Source organism: Paenirhizobium naphthalenivorans (genome assembly GCF_007992095.1).
In the GTDB taxonomy this organism is placed as follows: Bacteria; Pseudomonadota; Alphaproteobacteria; order Rhizobiales; family Rhizobiaceae; genus Allorhizobium; species Allorhizobium naphthalenivorans.
On record NZ_BJZP01000008.1, the window covers coordinates 25,192 to 40,134 of the forward strand.

Consider the following 14,943-nt stretch of genomic DNA (forward strand, 5'->3'; position numbering starts at 1 on the left):
TACGACCGAGCCTCGTTCAGATGATGACGTGCGAGCCCAGTTCGACGACGCGATTGGCCGGCAGGCGGAAGTAGTCGGACGGATCGGTCGCTGAATTGGCGAGCGTGATGTAGAGCCGATCCTGCCAATAGGGCATGCCCGACTTGGCATCTGGAACGAGCTTGCGCCGACCGAGATAGAAGGAGGTCGACATGATGTCGAACTTCAGTCCGCCACGCCGCAGGCTTGCCAGCGCCTTGGAGACATTCTGGTTCTCCATGAAACCGAAGCGGATCTCGACCAGGGAGAAACTCTCGGACAAGCTCTCCACGAGGAACCTCTCCTCGTCCGTCGCCCGCGGACGATTGACCGTCCGGATGGTCAGGATGATGTTGCGCGTGTGAATCACATGGTTGTGCTTCAGGTTGTGCAAGAGTGCCGCCGGCGCGGTCTCGGGATCGCTGGTGAGAAAGATCGCCGTGCCGGCGACACGCACCGGCGCATGCTCGCTCTTCTTCTCGATCGAGGCGACGAAGGAGGCAAGCGGAACGTCGCCATGCCGCGTCTTGGCGAACAGGATCGCGGAGCCACGCCGCCAGGTCCACATGACGACCGTAAAGCCGCCAGCGAACAGAACCGGCACATAGCCACCATCACGGATCTTCAGCATGTTGGCGCCAAGGAAGACGAGCTCGAGGGCGAAGAGTGGCGCGAGAAGGAGGATGGCCGTCGACACATTCCAGTTCCACCGGGTCCGGACAAATTCAAAGGCCATAATGGTGGTGACGACCATGGCGCCGGTGACCGATATGCCATAGGCGGTGGCAAGCGCCTCGGAGCTCTGGAACAGAAGAACCAGCGCCAGCACGCCGACAAAGAGAAGGGCGTTGACCGCCGGGAGGTAGATCTGGCCGGTATGGGTCTCAGAGGTGAACAGGATCTGCATGCGCGGCAGGAAACCGAGGTGGATCGCCTGACGCACCAGCGAGAAGGCGCCGGTGATCACCGCCTGGCTGGCGATGATGGTGGCCGCGGTCGCCAGGATGACCATGGGCAGCAGCGCCCATTCGGGGAACATCAGAAAGAACGGATCAGATGCGGCCTCCGGGTGCTTCAGCACCATGGCGCCCTGGCCGAGATAATTCAGCACCAGCGCGGGAAAAACCAGAACGAACCAGGCCAGCTGGATCGGCTTACGGCCGAAATGGCCGAGATCGGCATAAAGCGCCTCCGCGCCCGTCACCGTCAGGAACACAGCTCCGAGCACGACGATGCCGAGAAACCCCTCATGCGCCAGGAAATTGACGGCGTGCCATGGGTTGAATGCGGCCAGAATGCCAAAGTCGTCCGATATGTGCATGATGCCGGCAAGGGCCATCGCGAGAAACCAGACGACCGTGATCGGGCCGAAGAATCTGGCCACAGCACCCGTTCCATGCGACTGCGCGGCGAAGATGGCGACCATGATCGCCACCGAGATCGGGATGACGAAGTGCCCCATATGCGGAGCAACCAGTTTCAGCCCCTCGACCGCCGACAGAACGGAAAGTGCCGGAGTGATCATCGAATCGCCGAGGAACAGGGCCGCGCCGATCAGACCGAGGAACATCAGGACGGCGCCATGGCGGCCGGCATTCTTCGACAGCAACGCCAGCAGGGAAAGCGTGCCCCCCTCGCCCTCGTTGTCCGCCCGCAGCAGAAAGAGAACGTATTTGAACGTGACGATGATGGTCAGCGTCCAGATGATGAGCGAGATCAGACCGATGATCTCGTCGCGCAGGATACCGCCCTCCGCCAGCGGCTTCAGCGCCTCGCGAAAGGCATAAAGCGGGCTGGTGCCGATGTCGCCATAAACGACGCCGACCGAGCCGAGGGCAAGCCAGAGGAGATTGCGAAGGTCCTTTGGCGCCTCCGGTACTTCACTGATTTCTTGGGTCATGGGGCACCTGGCTCGTCAGAGCCAGCCTTTCCAGCGGAAGAATAGGAAGGGAATGATCGCCGACAACAGCATGGTGACAAGTGCCAGCCCATAGCCGTAGGTCCATGTCAGTTCGGGCATGAACTGGAAATTCATGCCGTAGATCGACGCGACCAGTGTCGGCGGCAGAAAAACCACGGAGGCGATCGAGAAAATCTTGATGATGGCGTTCTGTTCGACATTGATCAGCCCGAGCGAGGCGTCGAGCAGGAAGGTGATGTTGTTGGACACAAAACCAGCATGCTCGGACAGGGACTGAATGTCATGGGCGACAATGCGGCACAGTTCGTCCGCTTCGCGGTCCTTGCGCACGGCCGGTTGCGACCGCAGAAAGGTAATCAAACGCGACAGCGACATCAGGCTGTCGCGTGCCTTGGTGAGAAGACGGTGATGGGCGGCAATATCGAGCAGTTTGTCCTCGAGGAAGCCCGGGCGGCGACGTTTCGCGGCCTTCCTGTCGACAAAGACCTCGGCTGAAAGGGCATCGAGGCGGGCCACCGCGATTTCGAGCACTTCCGCCGTTCGATCGGCAATGGTTTCGAGCAGACGGGCCATCATCTCCGCCCCCGTCTTGTACCTGCCGGGGATCCGCGCCAGCGCGCCGCTGAAAAGCTGGAAAGCCCTCGGTTCGGCATACCGAATGGTGATCATTCTATTGCCGCTCAGAATGAAGGCGACATCGGCCAGTTCCGGCAAGTCCGTCTCGACCTGGTGGACCAGAGAGGCGGTCATGAAGATGACATTATCCTCGACATAAAGCCGGCTGGAAGGTTCGATGTCCTTGAGGTCCTCCCGTGTCGGAAGGGGAATTCCCAGAAGTCTTTCCGCCGTGGCCTCTTCGGCACGGTCGGGATTGACGAGATCAAGCCATATAATGGCCGGATCAATCCCTTCGCTCTGACCGCTCGCAGGAATGATCTCCGCTTTGCCATCGGCGCGGTAGGCTCTGATCAAGTTCGAAACACGCTCATTGCGCCCCGTCTTGGCTGTTGCGGCTCACAACGCGCGACCAAACACCCGGTTGAGCAAAAATGCAAGCGGGTTTTCATGCCCGCAAGGCACCTTTGGACGAAGGTTCGCGGCCTGGAATCCCTGCGGGTATAGAGCTTCAAAGTAACCGCCACGGTTGATTTAAATCAAGTCGCGACTGGTCTGCGACGCTATTATCGGCTCGTTGAACAGCAGCCATTCACGGAGGGTCCCATGGCAGATAAACCGTCCAGTCTTCTTCCTAGCCTTTGGTCCGACAATCCTTTTGCAGCACTGCGCAAGGAAATGGATCAAACCCTTGAGAATTTCTTCGGCAAGAACAAGCTCCTGTCCACATCTGATGGAGAAGGTTTTCTCGCGCCATCAATCGACGTCGTCGAGAAGGATGACCAGATCGTACTCACCGCCGAGCTTCCAGGCATTTCCGAGGACGACATCGACGTCTCGATCCGCAACGGCGTGCTGAGCCTGAAGGGCGAGAAGAAGATGGAAAAGAAAGACGAGAAGGACAACTATCATGTCGTCGAACGGCGTTATGGTAGCTTCCAACGCTCGATGAGCCTGCCGCCGAGCGTCGACGAAGCGGCCGTTGCCGCAAAATTCGACAAGGGCGTACTGACTGTCACCATGCCCAAAAAGCCGGGCACCGCTGTTCCGGCTGAACGCAAGATCGCGATCGAAAAATAGAAATAGATCGCGCTATCCCGCCGCCCTTATCCGCCTGAGGGCGGCGGTTGATTTTCCAGCTGTCCTATATCACTCGAAAACGATCGAAGGCGCCGCACGGCCGGAACGGGCCTGCGCTTCCTTCCAGACCTTCTCGGCAATCTCTCTATAGACCTTGGCCTGCGGCCCTTCCGGATCGGAGACGACAACCGGCGTCCCCGCATCGGACGTCTCGCGGATGGCAATCGTCAAGGGAACCTCGCCGAGGAAGGGAACGCCAATCTTCTCCGCTTCCGCCCTTGCCCCGCCATGACCGAAGATGTCGTAGCGCGCGCCGGTATCGGGGGCGATGAAGTAGCTCATGTTCTCGACGATGCCGAGGACGGGTACTTCGACCTTATTGAACATATTAAGACCCTTGCGGGCGTCGATCAGCGCAAGATCCTGCGGCGTCGAGACAATGACGGCGCCCGACAGCGGCACCTGTTGGGCCATGGTCAACTGCGCGTCGCCGGTGCCCGGAGGCATGTCGACCACCAGAACGTCGAGATCACCCCAGGCGACCTCGCGCAGCATCTGCATCAGCGCCGACTGGACCATCGGGCCGCGCCAGATCATCGCCGTTCCCTCATCGACCAGAAACCCCATCGACATGGCCTTAATGCCGTAATTCTCCATCGGCACGATGATGCGGTTCTCGATCTGCTGCGGACGGCCGGAAATTCCCAGCAGGCGCGGCATGGAGGGACCGTAAACATCAGCATCAAGAATGCCGACCTTGAGGCCATTCGCCTTCATTCCAAGGGCGAGGTTCACCGCGGTCGTCGACTTGCCGACGCCACCCTTGCCGGAAGCAACCGCGATGATCGCGCCGATGCCGGGGATGTTCTGCTTGGCCGGACGCTGGCCTGCCGGCGCCTGGGTCGGCGCATGAGAATGCGCAACCGGTTGCGGTTTGGCTGCCGGAGCCGCGCCGGCCTTGCGCTCGGCGGTCAGGCTGACGAGGGCACCCCTAATGCCTGGCATGGCTTTGACCGCCCGCTCGGCGGCCTGGCGTAGCGGTTCGAGTTCATTGGCCCGCTCGGCGGGAACGGTGATGGAGAAATAGACCTTGCCGTCGGAGATAAAGACGTCAGAAACCATGCCGAGCGCGACAATATCGTGCTCGAAATCCGGACCGCGAACAGTCTTCAGCGTCGCCAGAACCTCATCTCTCGTCACTGCGCTCATTCCACCCTCTCAGAGTCTCGCCCGGCGTCCGCCGGCTGTGCCCTAGATAGTGGACGGCGACCGGTTCGCCAACCGGAAAAGCGGAAGCACTCCGCAAGCCGCCCTGCGGCCAATCGCCCGGGCACGGCTTTTCGATCGCTCCATTTCGAGCGCGCAAAAGAAAAGCCGCCGCCAAATGATGTTCGGAGTGGCGAACAGCTTCGACGACGGCTTCCCTTGCCGCACCTTTCGCAGGTGACTTGCAATGTCCCCTCTGGACTTGGTTATAGACATGCAGAAACCGTGCCAGTTTCTCGTTGGCCGAATTTCGCTAGGTTTTTCAGGGATCGGAGCGGATGACAGCAGCCAAACCGATGCACAGTGTTGGCCGTCTGCCTGTCTTTTGTGCGGAGTGATGACGGCAAGCGCAAAATTGCGGCAAGTAAAGGCCGGCGCTAAACCTGACGTGCTCGACCCGCAGAGACGTGCGAGGGCTGTCTACTTGATAAGGCCGAGGCGAAGCGCCTTTGCGACCGCCTGTGTGCGGTTCACGGTATCGAGCTTCTTGGTGGCACGATTGAGATAATGGTTGATGGTATGCTCGGACAGGCCGAGGATCTCGGCGATTTCGACGCTGGTCTTGCCCGCCGCCGTCCAGTTGAGACAGTCGATCTCGCGCTCCGTCAGCATGTCAGTCGCGCGGTTGTCGAGTTCGCGAATTTCCGCCAGCCGATTGTAGACATGAACCGAAAGATACATCAGTTCCATCATTTCGGTCGGCGAGAAGACCGTTCGGTCGCCCGCGAGAGAAACCGCGCCGCGCATGCCCGAAGAATCATGAACCGGGAAATAGGCGCCCCTCGGCATACGGTAGCGCGCGAACAGCGACCTTGATATTCCCATGGTGCGCTCGTCGCGCCGGCTGGTAACGTAGTCGACGTCATAGGTGAAAGGTGCTGTGGCCGTCCGCAAGCGGGTGACGATGGGGCTGGTAGAAAGAAGCGCCTCCTGATCATATTCCGAGATCAGGTCGGCCGGCCAATTGGTGATGATCGAATTGCTCGACAGATCCAGCGACGTGGCCGGCGGCAGGTTGAGCACCATGAACGCGCGGGCACCATAACGCTCCGTCAGCCGCTTCATGAAACGGAAGACATCGAACTGGGTCTTGAAACCGCCGATTTCGGCGACGTAATCCGCAACGCGGTCGGCGCCGTCACTATCAATTACAGTCATCTTACAATTTCTTCGCAAGGCACCAGACTCAGCAAGCGGCAAACCCAACCTGCGGCGATATATGGTCTTCGTCAAAATCGAATCCGGATTCCGGCTGGCCGCCCCGCTTCCCCAGAGACGCAAACAAGCCACCCATGACAATCGTCAAAATCACTCCTTCAGACGTCGTTTGAGATAACGTAAACAGTCATCGAGAGACAGAAAGGGAGAATTGAACGATTGCGCCCGGCCCCGCACGCCAAATCCCCCAACGAACCCGGCACGCCGATGCACTTCACATTAGCCGTAGAACGCCGCAGTCGTCCAGCAACTAACTTTATTTTACGGTAAACCCCTGTCAGAAGTGGGCTCGAATAGCCAACTGCCAGCGGGCACTATCGCGGGAGAGACGAAGTGACGACACGCCATCCATTTCAGGGAACCGTTCTCGAAGAAACACGCTTGGAACTCGGAGAAGGCCCAGTCTACGATCCCGACCTCGATTGCCTCTGGTGGTTCGACATTCTCGGATGCGGCCTGCGCCGGTTCGATCTCGCCAGCGGAACGGTCGCGGCGCAAGCCCTGCCGTTCATGGGCAGCGTGATCGCGCGGATCGACGGCAGGCGCCACCTTCTGGCATCCGACCAAGGCTTGTTCCTGCGCGACCTCGCATCAGGAGAACTTACCCCCCATTGCGAGCTGGAACCGTCGAGTCGCGGCAATCGCTCCAATGACGGCAGAGTGCATCCGTCCGGCGCGCTGTGGATCGGCACGATGGGCAAAGACGCCGCCACCGGTGCCGGGGCCATCTACCATGTTGCCGGCAAGGTTGTGACCCGGATTTTTGACAAGGTGAGTATCCCCAACTCCATCTGCTTCTCGCCCAACGGCGAAATCGGCTATTTCGTCGATTCCAGGGTCAACATACTGATGCGCGTGCCGGTCTCCCCCACAACCGGCCTTCCAACCGGCCAAGCAGAGCCATTCATCGACGGCCGTGATCGGCCAGGCGTGTTCGATGGCTCGGTTTGCGACGCTAACGGCGACATCTGGAACGCCCGCTGGGGCGGAGGTGGCGTGGATCGCTACGATCCGGCGGGCCGTCATCTGGCCCGCTACGACATGCCGGCCGAACGCGTCACCTGCCCGGCCTTCTTCGGTCCGCGCGCCGATCGCCTGATGATCACTTCCTGCTGGGAAGGTCTTGATGCCGCCGGGCGCACGGCTGACCCGCTGGCCGGCGCGACATTCGAACTGGGCGTTGCCGTCGAAGGCCGGATCGAGCCTGCCTTTCAACTCTGAAGGAAAAGCCGGTCGAAGGGGCCGGCCCTGCCTTTTGTGCGCCAAGCGTCAGGCATAGGACAGAAAAAGTTCCCCGAAACAACAAAAATATACCGCGCACCATGCCGGGAACGAATGGCGGCACCAGGCATTTTCCCCTCGAACCGACGCGATCGGCTCCGCTTTGGTGAAGTGGGTCGCGTTTTTCGCAAGACCATCTCAGAGGAAAGGTAGGGCCACCATGAAAAAGACCCTCAATACTCTCACCGCCGCAGTTCTGCTTGGCGTCACCGCCATTGCTCCCTTTGCCCATGCGCAGGATGCGACCGCTCCGGCCGCAGGAACGGCAGCTCCGGCTGTTGCTCCGTTGGATGACACGAACAAGGATGCCGCTGCAATGCCTGCCGATCCGGCTTCGGCAACCTCGACCATGGCTGCCGCAAACGATGCCTATCTGACCTACCAGTCAGAAAGCCAGATCAGCGCCAACAAATTCATCGGCCAGCCAGTCTACACATCCGGTGATGACTCGATCGGCGAGGTCAATGACCTGATCATCGAAGACAAGGGCGGCGTTGTCGCCGCTGTGATCGGGGTCGGAGGTTTCCTCGGCATCGGTGAGAAGAATGTCGCTGTTCCGATGAGCAAGATTACCGTCACTCGTGACGCCGACGACAGGAACAAGCTTCGCCTGGCGACGGTGGAAACTGCGGAATCGCTGAAGGCTGCTCCCGAGTACAAGAAGCTTGAGGACCAGGCCGACGCAAGCGCGGTGATGCCGGCCACCGACAACATCACCACCTCGTCGACGGTTACCAAGTAACCTGGAACGGGGGACGTGTTGAACTCCCTGAGGGCGATGCTTCGGCATCGCCTTTTTTCAGGGCGTTTCCCGACGGACGGTCATTGCATAAGAGAGTTGTGAAGCGTCTCAGACCATGGTTCGTTCGGCCACGATGAATTCATGGTGGTGGTCCCTGAGGTAACGTAGCGTTGCCGCCGCATCGGCCGGCTTGCCGAAATAATAACCCTGTCCCATGCCGCACCCCAGACGCCGCAACTTGTCGGCCTCAGCTGCGGTCTCGATCCCCTCGGCCACCACTTCGAGATCAAGTCCTTCGCACATGGTGACGATCGCCTTGATGATGTGCTCCGACGTGCGGTCTGTGGTGATCGCCGAAACGAAGGCCCGGTCGATCTTGACCTTGTCGAACGTGAAGTCGCGCAGGCGGCCAAGACTGGACTGGCCGGTGCCGAAATCGTCGAGCGAGATCCGGATGCCCGCCTCACGCAGTTCGCCGATGATGCGATGCGCCGTATCGGCCGAGGTCATGACCGCGGTTTCGGTGATCTCAAGTTCGAGACGACGCGCATCGAAGCCCACGGCAGACAGGATCGACAGAGTATTGAACGTGGTGCGCGGATCCATCAACTGGGCGGAGGACAGGTTGAAGGAGAGGAAAAGCTCGCGCGGCCAGGCGAGCGTCGCTTCCGCCGCCTTGCGCAACAAAGTCTCCGACAAAAGGTCGATGAAGCCCCGCTCCTCGGCAAGCGGAACAAAGATCGCCGGAGACACGAAGCCCAGATCAGGGTCGTTCCAGCGCGCCAGGGCCTCGAAACCGACGACACGATTGTCGGACAGCGAGACGATCGGCTGGAAGTGCACGTCGACCGTGTCGGTCATGATCGCATTGCGCAGCGCCTGCTCCAACTGGGTGGCGCGCTTCATCTCCTGGGCGATTTCACGCGAATAGACGGTGATCTGACCGCGTCCGCGACGTTTCGACCGGTAGAGCGCGGTTTCGGCGCTCTTCATCAGCTCTTCGAAATCGGCACCGGCAAAGGGATAGACGGCAAAGCCCAGCGAAGCGGAGAGACGCACATTGCGGTCGCCGAGGTCATAGGCCGCCGAAAGCACATCCTTGATCATCTGTCCCGTGCGCTCGGCGGCAACCCGCTCGAAGACCAGCGGCAGAATGATGGCGAACTCGTCACCGTCGTGGCGCGTTACCGTCGCGCCGTCCGGCACGCATGCTTTCAATCGGTGCGCGACCTGGCAAAGGATCTCATCCCCTGCAACCGAGCCAAACAGATCATTGATCGGCTTAAACCCGTCAAGGTTGACGATTGCAACGGTGAATGGCGCAGGATCGGCGGCTCGTTCGCTGGCGAGAAGCCGTACCTTGTCGCGCAACCGATACCGGTTGCCAAGCCCGGTCAGCTGGTCGGTATAAGCCATCGCCTGAAGCTCATTCTGGCTTACCTTTGGCGATGTTGTTCCGGCAGAGCCCATCGGCACATCCTGGATAGAATCCTCTCACTAAATTGTGAGAATGAGCTCCAAATCTTAAAAAATCATAGCGTTTTCGAATAGTTGGCGAGAATCAGAGGCCCATTATTTAGGGGGTTGACACTCCCTCAGCCGACGAACGCATCCTTCAATTCCGGTGCGACCCGCGCGATTACAGCCTCGATCGCATCCGGGCTCAAGGGCTTCAGGATCACATCATTCATGCCCGCAGCAAAGCACTCCTCGCGGTCACGCTCAAAGGCCTGGACCAGAACGCCGATCACTGGCGTAACACGGGACGAGCCTCGTTCTGCCGCGCGGATGCGACGGCATGCCTCGAAACCGTTGATGCGCGGCAAGGTGACATCCATCAGAACAATATCCGGCCGAAGCTCCGCGCATAGCCGCACCGCCTCCTCGCCGTCCGCGGCGATGCGATAGGCATAGCCCAAACCTTCCAGGATCTGGGAGAAGACGATCTGGTTGATGTCATTGTCCTCAGCGACCAGCACGAGTTGCGTGGCGGCCTCGGAGGACGCGGGCGCTTGCCCATCCCCCGTGCTGATTTCCCAGTCCTCGGTATGCGGGCTTGGTTCGAGACCGCTCAGTTTTTCCATGACGAGGAAGGCAAGCTCGGTGTCCAACTGGAATCCGTCGAGCGTGATGGTGCCCACACCATAGCTCTCGGCCACCTCCAGGCAGTTGACGTCCATCTCTATGTCGACAACGATCAGGTCGACCACCACGCCCACGGAACGGGCGACGCTGAGGAAGGCTTCCTGCTCGGCGGCATCGTGCACGCAGCAGGCGTCCAGGCCAAGGCGCTGCAGCGTCCTGAGGCTTTTTGCCTCGAACTCGGTGTCGCTGGTGACGAGCAATGCCTTACGTCCAACATGAACGGCGGAAGTCGGGACGGGGCGGCCGCCCATTTGCTGAGGGAGCGACTTGGCCTCGGTCGAGACCGCACATGCGGCAGCCACGACCTCGGATGTTGCCTGCGCGGCGTCGGCAAAGGAGGTGACGATAAAATACCGTCCCGGCTTGCCGACGCGCTGCGAGCGTAAAACGGCACGCGTGCCGCGCGCCGAAACGCCCTTCAGGTCCACCGCCGTCGCCGAGGGCGTGCCGGTTTCAAGAACATGCCGGGTTACGTCGGTCAACTGGCTGGCAATCTCGTCGGCGAAGGCGCTGGCCAAAGTGCCGCCCAGTACATTCTCGGACGGAATTTCCATAATGGCGCAAAATGCCTTGTTCACCGCCACCACGCCGAGATTGCGATCCTGAACGAAGACCGCTTGCGGCAGGTCGTCCAGGATTTCCTCGGTGAGTTGCACGCGCTCCATATCGGCGCGCCACTGCTCTTCACGTTTCTTCTGCTCGGTGATGTCGGCAATGAGGCAGATGCCATAACCGGAGGGCAGCCGCCGCTTGGTGAGCCGCATCCAGCGGTTCTGGCCATCGCGCTGCTGCACTTCTGAGCGCTCGCGCCAGTGCGCCGAAATATGTTCGGCGATCCACTCCTCCCGGCTCTGGAGCGCCTGATCCTTGCCCCCCATCGCCGCGCCGCGCCATCCGGCATCGTAGAGGGCGCCCAAATAGTCGCGCAGACGCGTGCCGGGCGTCAGGAATTGCGGGGGAACCGGAAAATAGCTTGAAATGAGACGGCTGGCGTAGATCAGCTCGTCATTACGGTCGTAGACAAGGAAGGCCACGGCGAGGACTTCCGACACGGCGTCAAGCATGGTCGTCTGCATCGTTGCATCCGATCCCGCGCTCACCATCCGTCGCTCCCCTCGCCTATCGTCACCAGGGACTGGTGCAATGTCATTGACGCCGGCGTCTTGAAATACTGGGGCATAGGCGAGCAGCCGCAAATCGCACGTATTTCGCAACACAAACGGACATGCCGAAAAAAAGCTTGATTCGGCGACGGGGTCAAATGAAGGACGCTTCGGCGGCGTCTTTCCCCCTGCTGGCATGCCAGCGCTGCCGGAAAACATTTCAAGTCTGCATCGGAAACTATCGACCTAAGCTTAAGGCGAGCTTAATAGGTTATGCAAGATGTACCGCTTTTGGCCAGTGGGATCAGTTCCCGCTTCCCTCGGCGCAACGAATCCTTGAAAATGCGCGCATGGTCATCAAGCAACTTTCCGAAACGCTCATCAACCAGATCGCCGCCGGCGAGGTCATCGAACGCCCTGCCAGCGCCGCGAAGGAATTGATCGAGAACGCCATCGACGCGGGCGCGACGCGAATCGAAATCGCCACGGCAGGTGGCGGCAAGAGCCTGCTCAGGGTTGCAGATAACGGCTGCGGCATGGAGGCACAGGACCTAGAGCTCGCCATCCGCCGACACTGCACGTCAAAGCTCAACGACACACTGCTCGACATCCGCTCGCTCGGCTTCCGCGGCGAGGCCTTGCCCTCGATCGGCTCGGTCGCCAGGCTCAGCATCGCCAGCCGACGCACCGGCAGCACGGAGGGCGCCGAGATCGTTGTCGCCGGCGGAAAGGTCTCCCCGATCAGGCCGGCCGCCGCCAATCCGGGCACGACGGTCGAGGTGCGCGACCTGTTTTTCGCGACCCCTGCCCGGCTGAAGTTCCTCAAGACCGAGAAGGCCGAAGCCGCGGCAATCACCGAGGTGGTGAAGCGTATGGCGATCGCCTTTCCGACGATCCGCTTCGTACTATCGGGGAGCGACCGCTCGACACTGGAACTGCCGGCGACCGGCGACGATCATCTGGCTCGTATCGCCCAGGTTCTCGGCTCTGAATTCCGCGACAATGCCATCGCGCTCGATGCCGACCGTGAGGACGTGCACCTCGGTGGCTTCGCCGGCCTGCCGACCTTCCATCGCGGCAATTCCGCCCACCAATATGCCTTCGTCAACGGCCGCCCGGTACAGGACAAGCAGATTCTATCGGCCATTCGCGGGGCCTATGCCGAGACCATACCGCAAGGCCGCTATCCGGTTGCCGTACTGTCATTGACACTCGATCCGGCGCTGGTTGATGTTAACGTGCATCCAGCCAAGTCGGACGTGCGCTTCCGCGATCCGGGACTGGTGCGTGGCCTGATCGTCGGTGCGATCCGGGAGGCGCTGAAGCGCGAGGGCGACCGCGCCTCGACCACCGGGGCGAGCGGCATGCTGCGCGCCTTCCGGCCGGGCTTTCGCCCGACCGCCTCTCAAGCACCCGGCGGCAACTGGAGTTTCCAGTCTTCGCCCTACCGCCCCTTCACCGAGGCTCCAGCCACGGCGGCCGGGACTTTCGAGGCCGCACGGCCGCAGGGATTCGGCGAAGCCGGGCAAGCCGCGTTTAGCGAAACTGCCATGCCGACCGCCCGGGCAGAAGGCTTCGGCATGCGGGAAGGACCGGCAGTGACGCCGGAGCCGATTGCCTATCCGCTCGGCGCGGCGCGTGCGCAGGTGCATGCCAATTACATCGTCTCGCAGACCAAGGACGGCCTGGTGATCGTCGACCAGCACGCCGCCCACGAGCGACTGGTGTTCGAGCAGATGCGCAAGGCGCTCACCGGGCGGCGCCTGCCTTCGCAGGGTCTGCTGATCCCCGAAATCGTCGACCTGCCCGAGGAGGATTGCGACCGCCTCATGGTGCACGCTGCCTCACTCGAACAAATGGGGCTCGCTATCGAGCGCTTCGGCCCGGGAGCCCTTGCGGTGCGCGAGACGCCGGCCATGCTGGGCGAGATGGACGTGCCCGGCCTGATCCGCGAACTCGCCGACGAGGTCGCCGAATGGGACACGGCGCTGGGGCTTTCCGCCAAGCTGGAGCACGTCGCCGCCACCATGGCCTGCCACGGTTCGGTGCGCTCGGGGCGCCATCTGCGGGTCGAGGAGATGAACGCACTGCTTCGGCAAATGGAGGAAACGCCCGGTTCCGGCCAGTGCAATCATGGCCGCCCGACCTATGTCGAATTGAAGCTTTCCGACATCGAGCGACTTTTCGGCCGAAGCTGACACTCGCGGAAAAGGCTGGAAATCGCGGCGATGGCACGCTATGGCAGTTTCGTTACACGCAGGAGACCACGTCAGATGAACCGTTTTGAAGGCGGCAGCCGCGAAGCCAAGATCCGCTATCTCGACGCGGACTTCCAGATCCTGTCACCGGGCTCCTACGTGACATGCGCGATCACCGGCCAGCCGATCATGATCGACGAATTGAAATACTGGAGCGTCGCGCGTCAGGAGCCCTATATCGACGCAGCCGCCTCGCTCGAAGCGGAAAAGCGTGCAGGCGCACTGCCCAACCAGAAGCGCTGATCTCCAAACCGTCGTTCAAGGGGCCGTTTTTTTAAGCCGGCGCGCCCGGCAAACCTCGATGGCTCGATCGATGATGAGACCCGGCGCGCGCGGATCATCGAAGGCCATTTCCACATCGACGACACTCACGCGCCGCCGCAGTTCCTCCGAACGGCCATGACCGCCGATGAGACGCACCATGTCCTTGGCTGTGGTCGTAAGCGTCAGGCCATCCCTGTCGGCGCGACCAATCAGGTCGTCGATCTCGTCGTCACCGAGATGATAGTGGTCGGGGAAGTCGCGGGTCTCGACGACGTCCGCGCCAATCGTTTCGAGCGTGCGGTAAAACTTGCCCGGATCGGCGATACCGGCGAAGGCGAGCACGCGTCGCCCGGCCAACCCCGCATCGCCGCGTGGCGTGATTTTCGCCACCATCACCGGTTTTCCGGCACGCGCTGCCTGGCGCACCAGCCGATCGGCGGCATTGCCGTCACCAACCTTGAGGATGGCATCGAGATACCGCATCTGCACGGCAATCGGCGCACGCACGGGGCCCCCCGGAACGATATGCCCGTTGCCAATTCCGCGCCCGGTGTCGATCGCCAGTAAGGCGAAATCGACAGTTAGCCGCGCGCTCTGGAACCCGTCATCCATAATGATGAGGTCAGCCCCTTCCCTGACCAGGCGTTCCGCGCCGGCGACCCGGCGTCGGGAAACCACCGTCAACGCCTCCCGGGCAAGCAGCAGAGGCTCGTCGCCAACGTCGACGGAGCGGTGATGCTCGAGATCAACGACGGTCGTCACATCAAGCGATCCGCCATAGCCGCGGGTAAGGAAACCAGGCTTCAAACCTTTTGCTTTGGCTGCACGGGCCAAGGTCAGGGCGGTCGGCGTCTTGCCGGCGCCGCCGACGGTGAAATTGCCGACACAGATCACTGGCACAGGCGGGGAATGGCGCCGCTTGCGACCCATGCGGTAGCCTGCAATCCGGCCATAGAGAAAGGAAATGGGCGCCAGGCTCAGGGCACGCCAATCGGGCTTCGTCCACCAGAACGGTGGGGCTTCCGATACCAT

General features: G+C 61.2%; 12 protein-coding genes. 5 read left to right on the plus strand and 7 right to left on the minus strand.

Annotated elements, in window-relative coordinates; genetic code table 11:
- Positions 1-16: 16 nt before the first annotated feature.
- The gene (locus RNA01_RS10010) at positions 17-1,918 is read right to left on the minus strand and encodes a potassium transporter Kup (protein ID WP_147180033.1); all 1,902 of its coding nucleotides are present in this window, start codon (positions 1,916-1,918) and stop codon (positions 17-19) included.
- A gap of 15 nt (positions 1,919-1,933) precedes the next feature.
- Positions 1,934-2,911, minus strand: a complete 978-nt coding sequence (locus RNA01_RS10015) for a magnesium transporter CorA family protein (RefSeq protein ID WP_147180035.1) — start codon at positions 2,909-2,911, stop codon at positions 1,934-1,936.
- Between the two features lie 249 nt (positions 2,912-3,160).
- On the opposite strand from RNA01_RS10015, the gene RNA01_RS10020 reads away from it, so the two are divergent.
- Positions 3,161-3,634, plus strand: a complete 474-nt coding sequence (locus RNA01_RS10020) for an Hsp20/alpha crystallin family protein (RefSeq protein WP_147180037.1) — start codon at positions 3,161-3,163, stop codon at positions 3,632-3,634.
- 69 nt (positions 3,635-3,703) lie between these two features.
- Here RNA01_RS10020 and RNA01_RS10025 read toward each other — a convergent pair whose 3' ends face one another.
- Both RNA01_RS10025 and RNA01_RS10030 read right to left on the minus strand, forming a co-directional pair.
- Positions 3,704-4,843: an Mrp/NBP35 family ATP-binding protein gene (locus tag RNA01_RS10025; RefSeq protein ID WP_147180039.1), complete on the minus strand. Its 1,140-nt coding sequence runs from the start codon at positions 4,841-4,843 to the stop codon at positions 3,704-3,706.
- A 477-nt stretch (positions 4,844-5,320) separates the two neighbouring features.
- Positions 5,321-6,058 (minus strand): LuxR family transcriptional regulator, encoded by a 738-nt coding sequence (locus tag RNA01_RS10030; RefSeq protein WP_147180041.1) that lies wholly within the window; start codon positions 6,056-6,058, stop codon positions 5,321-5,323.
- 393 nt (positions 6,059-6,451) lie between these two features.
- Between RNA01_RS10030 and RNA01_RS10035 the strand changes: the two genes are divergently transcribed.
- Positions 6,452-7,339, plus strand: coding sequence for an SMP-30/gluconolactonase/LRE family protein (locus RNA01_RS10035; protein ID WP_147180042.1), 888 nt, complete (start codon positions 6,452-6,454; stop codon positions 7,337-7,339).
- Positions 7,340-7,559: 220 nt separating this feature from the next.
- The gene (locus tag RNA01_RS10040) at positions 7,560-8,141 is read left to right on the plus strand and encodes a PRC-barrel domain-containing protein (protein ID WP_147180044.1); all 582 of its coding nucleotides are present in this window, start codon (positions 7,560-7,562) and stop codon (positions 8,139-8,141) included.
- A 108-nt stretch (positions 8,142-8,249) separates the two neighbouring features.
- On the opposite strand, the gene RNA01_RS10045 is transcribed toward RNA01_RS10040, so the two are convergent.
- Both RNA01_RS10045 and RNA01_RS10050 read right to left on the minus strand, forming a co-directional pair.
- Positions 8,250-9,611 (minus strand): putative bifunctional diguanylate cyclase/phosphodiesterase, encoded by a 1,362-nt coding sequence (locus RNA01_RS10045; protein ID WP_147180045.1) that lies wholly within the window; start codon positions 9,609-9,611, stop codon positions 8,250-8,252.
- Positions 9,612-9,736: 125 nt separating this feature from the next.
- Positions 9,737-11,362, minus strand: coding sequence for a response regulator (locus RNA01_RS10050; RefSeq protein ID WP_235916558.1), 1,626 nt, complete (start codon positions 11,360-11,362; stop codon positions 9,737-9,739).
- A 377-nt stretch (positions 11,363-11,739) separates the two neighbouring features.
- Between RNA01_RS10050 and mutL the strand changes: the two genes are divergently transcribed.
- Positions 11,740-13,587, plus strand: a complete 1,848-nt coding sequence (mutL, locus tag RNA01_RS10055) for a DNA mismatch repair endonuclease MutL (RefSeq protein WP_147180049.1) — start codon at positions 11,740-11,742, stop codon at positions 13,585-13,587.
- Positions 13,588-13,662: 75 nt separating this feature from the next.
- Complete coding sequence (locus RNA01_RS10060; protein WP_115671513.1) at positions 13,663-13,890, plus strand: DUF2093 domain-containing protein; 228 nt, start codon at positions 13,663-13,665, stop codon at positions 13,888-13,890.
- A 15-nt stretch (positions 13,891-13,905) separates the two neighbouring features.
- Here the strand turns inward: RNA01_RS10060 and lpxK are convergent, their stop codons facing one another.
- Positions 13,906-14,943, minus strand: coding sequence for a tetraacyldisaccharide 4'-kinase (gene lpxK, locus RNA01_RS10065; RefSeq protein WP_147180051.1), 1,038 nt, complete (start codon positions 14,941-14,943; stop codon positions 13,906-13,908).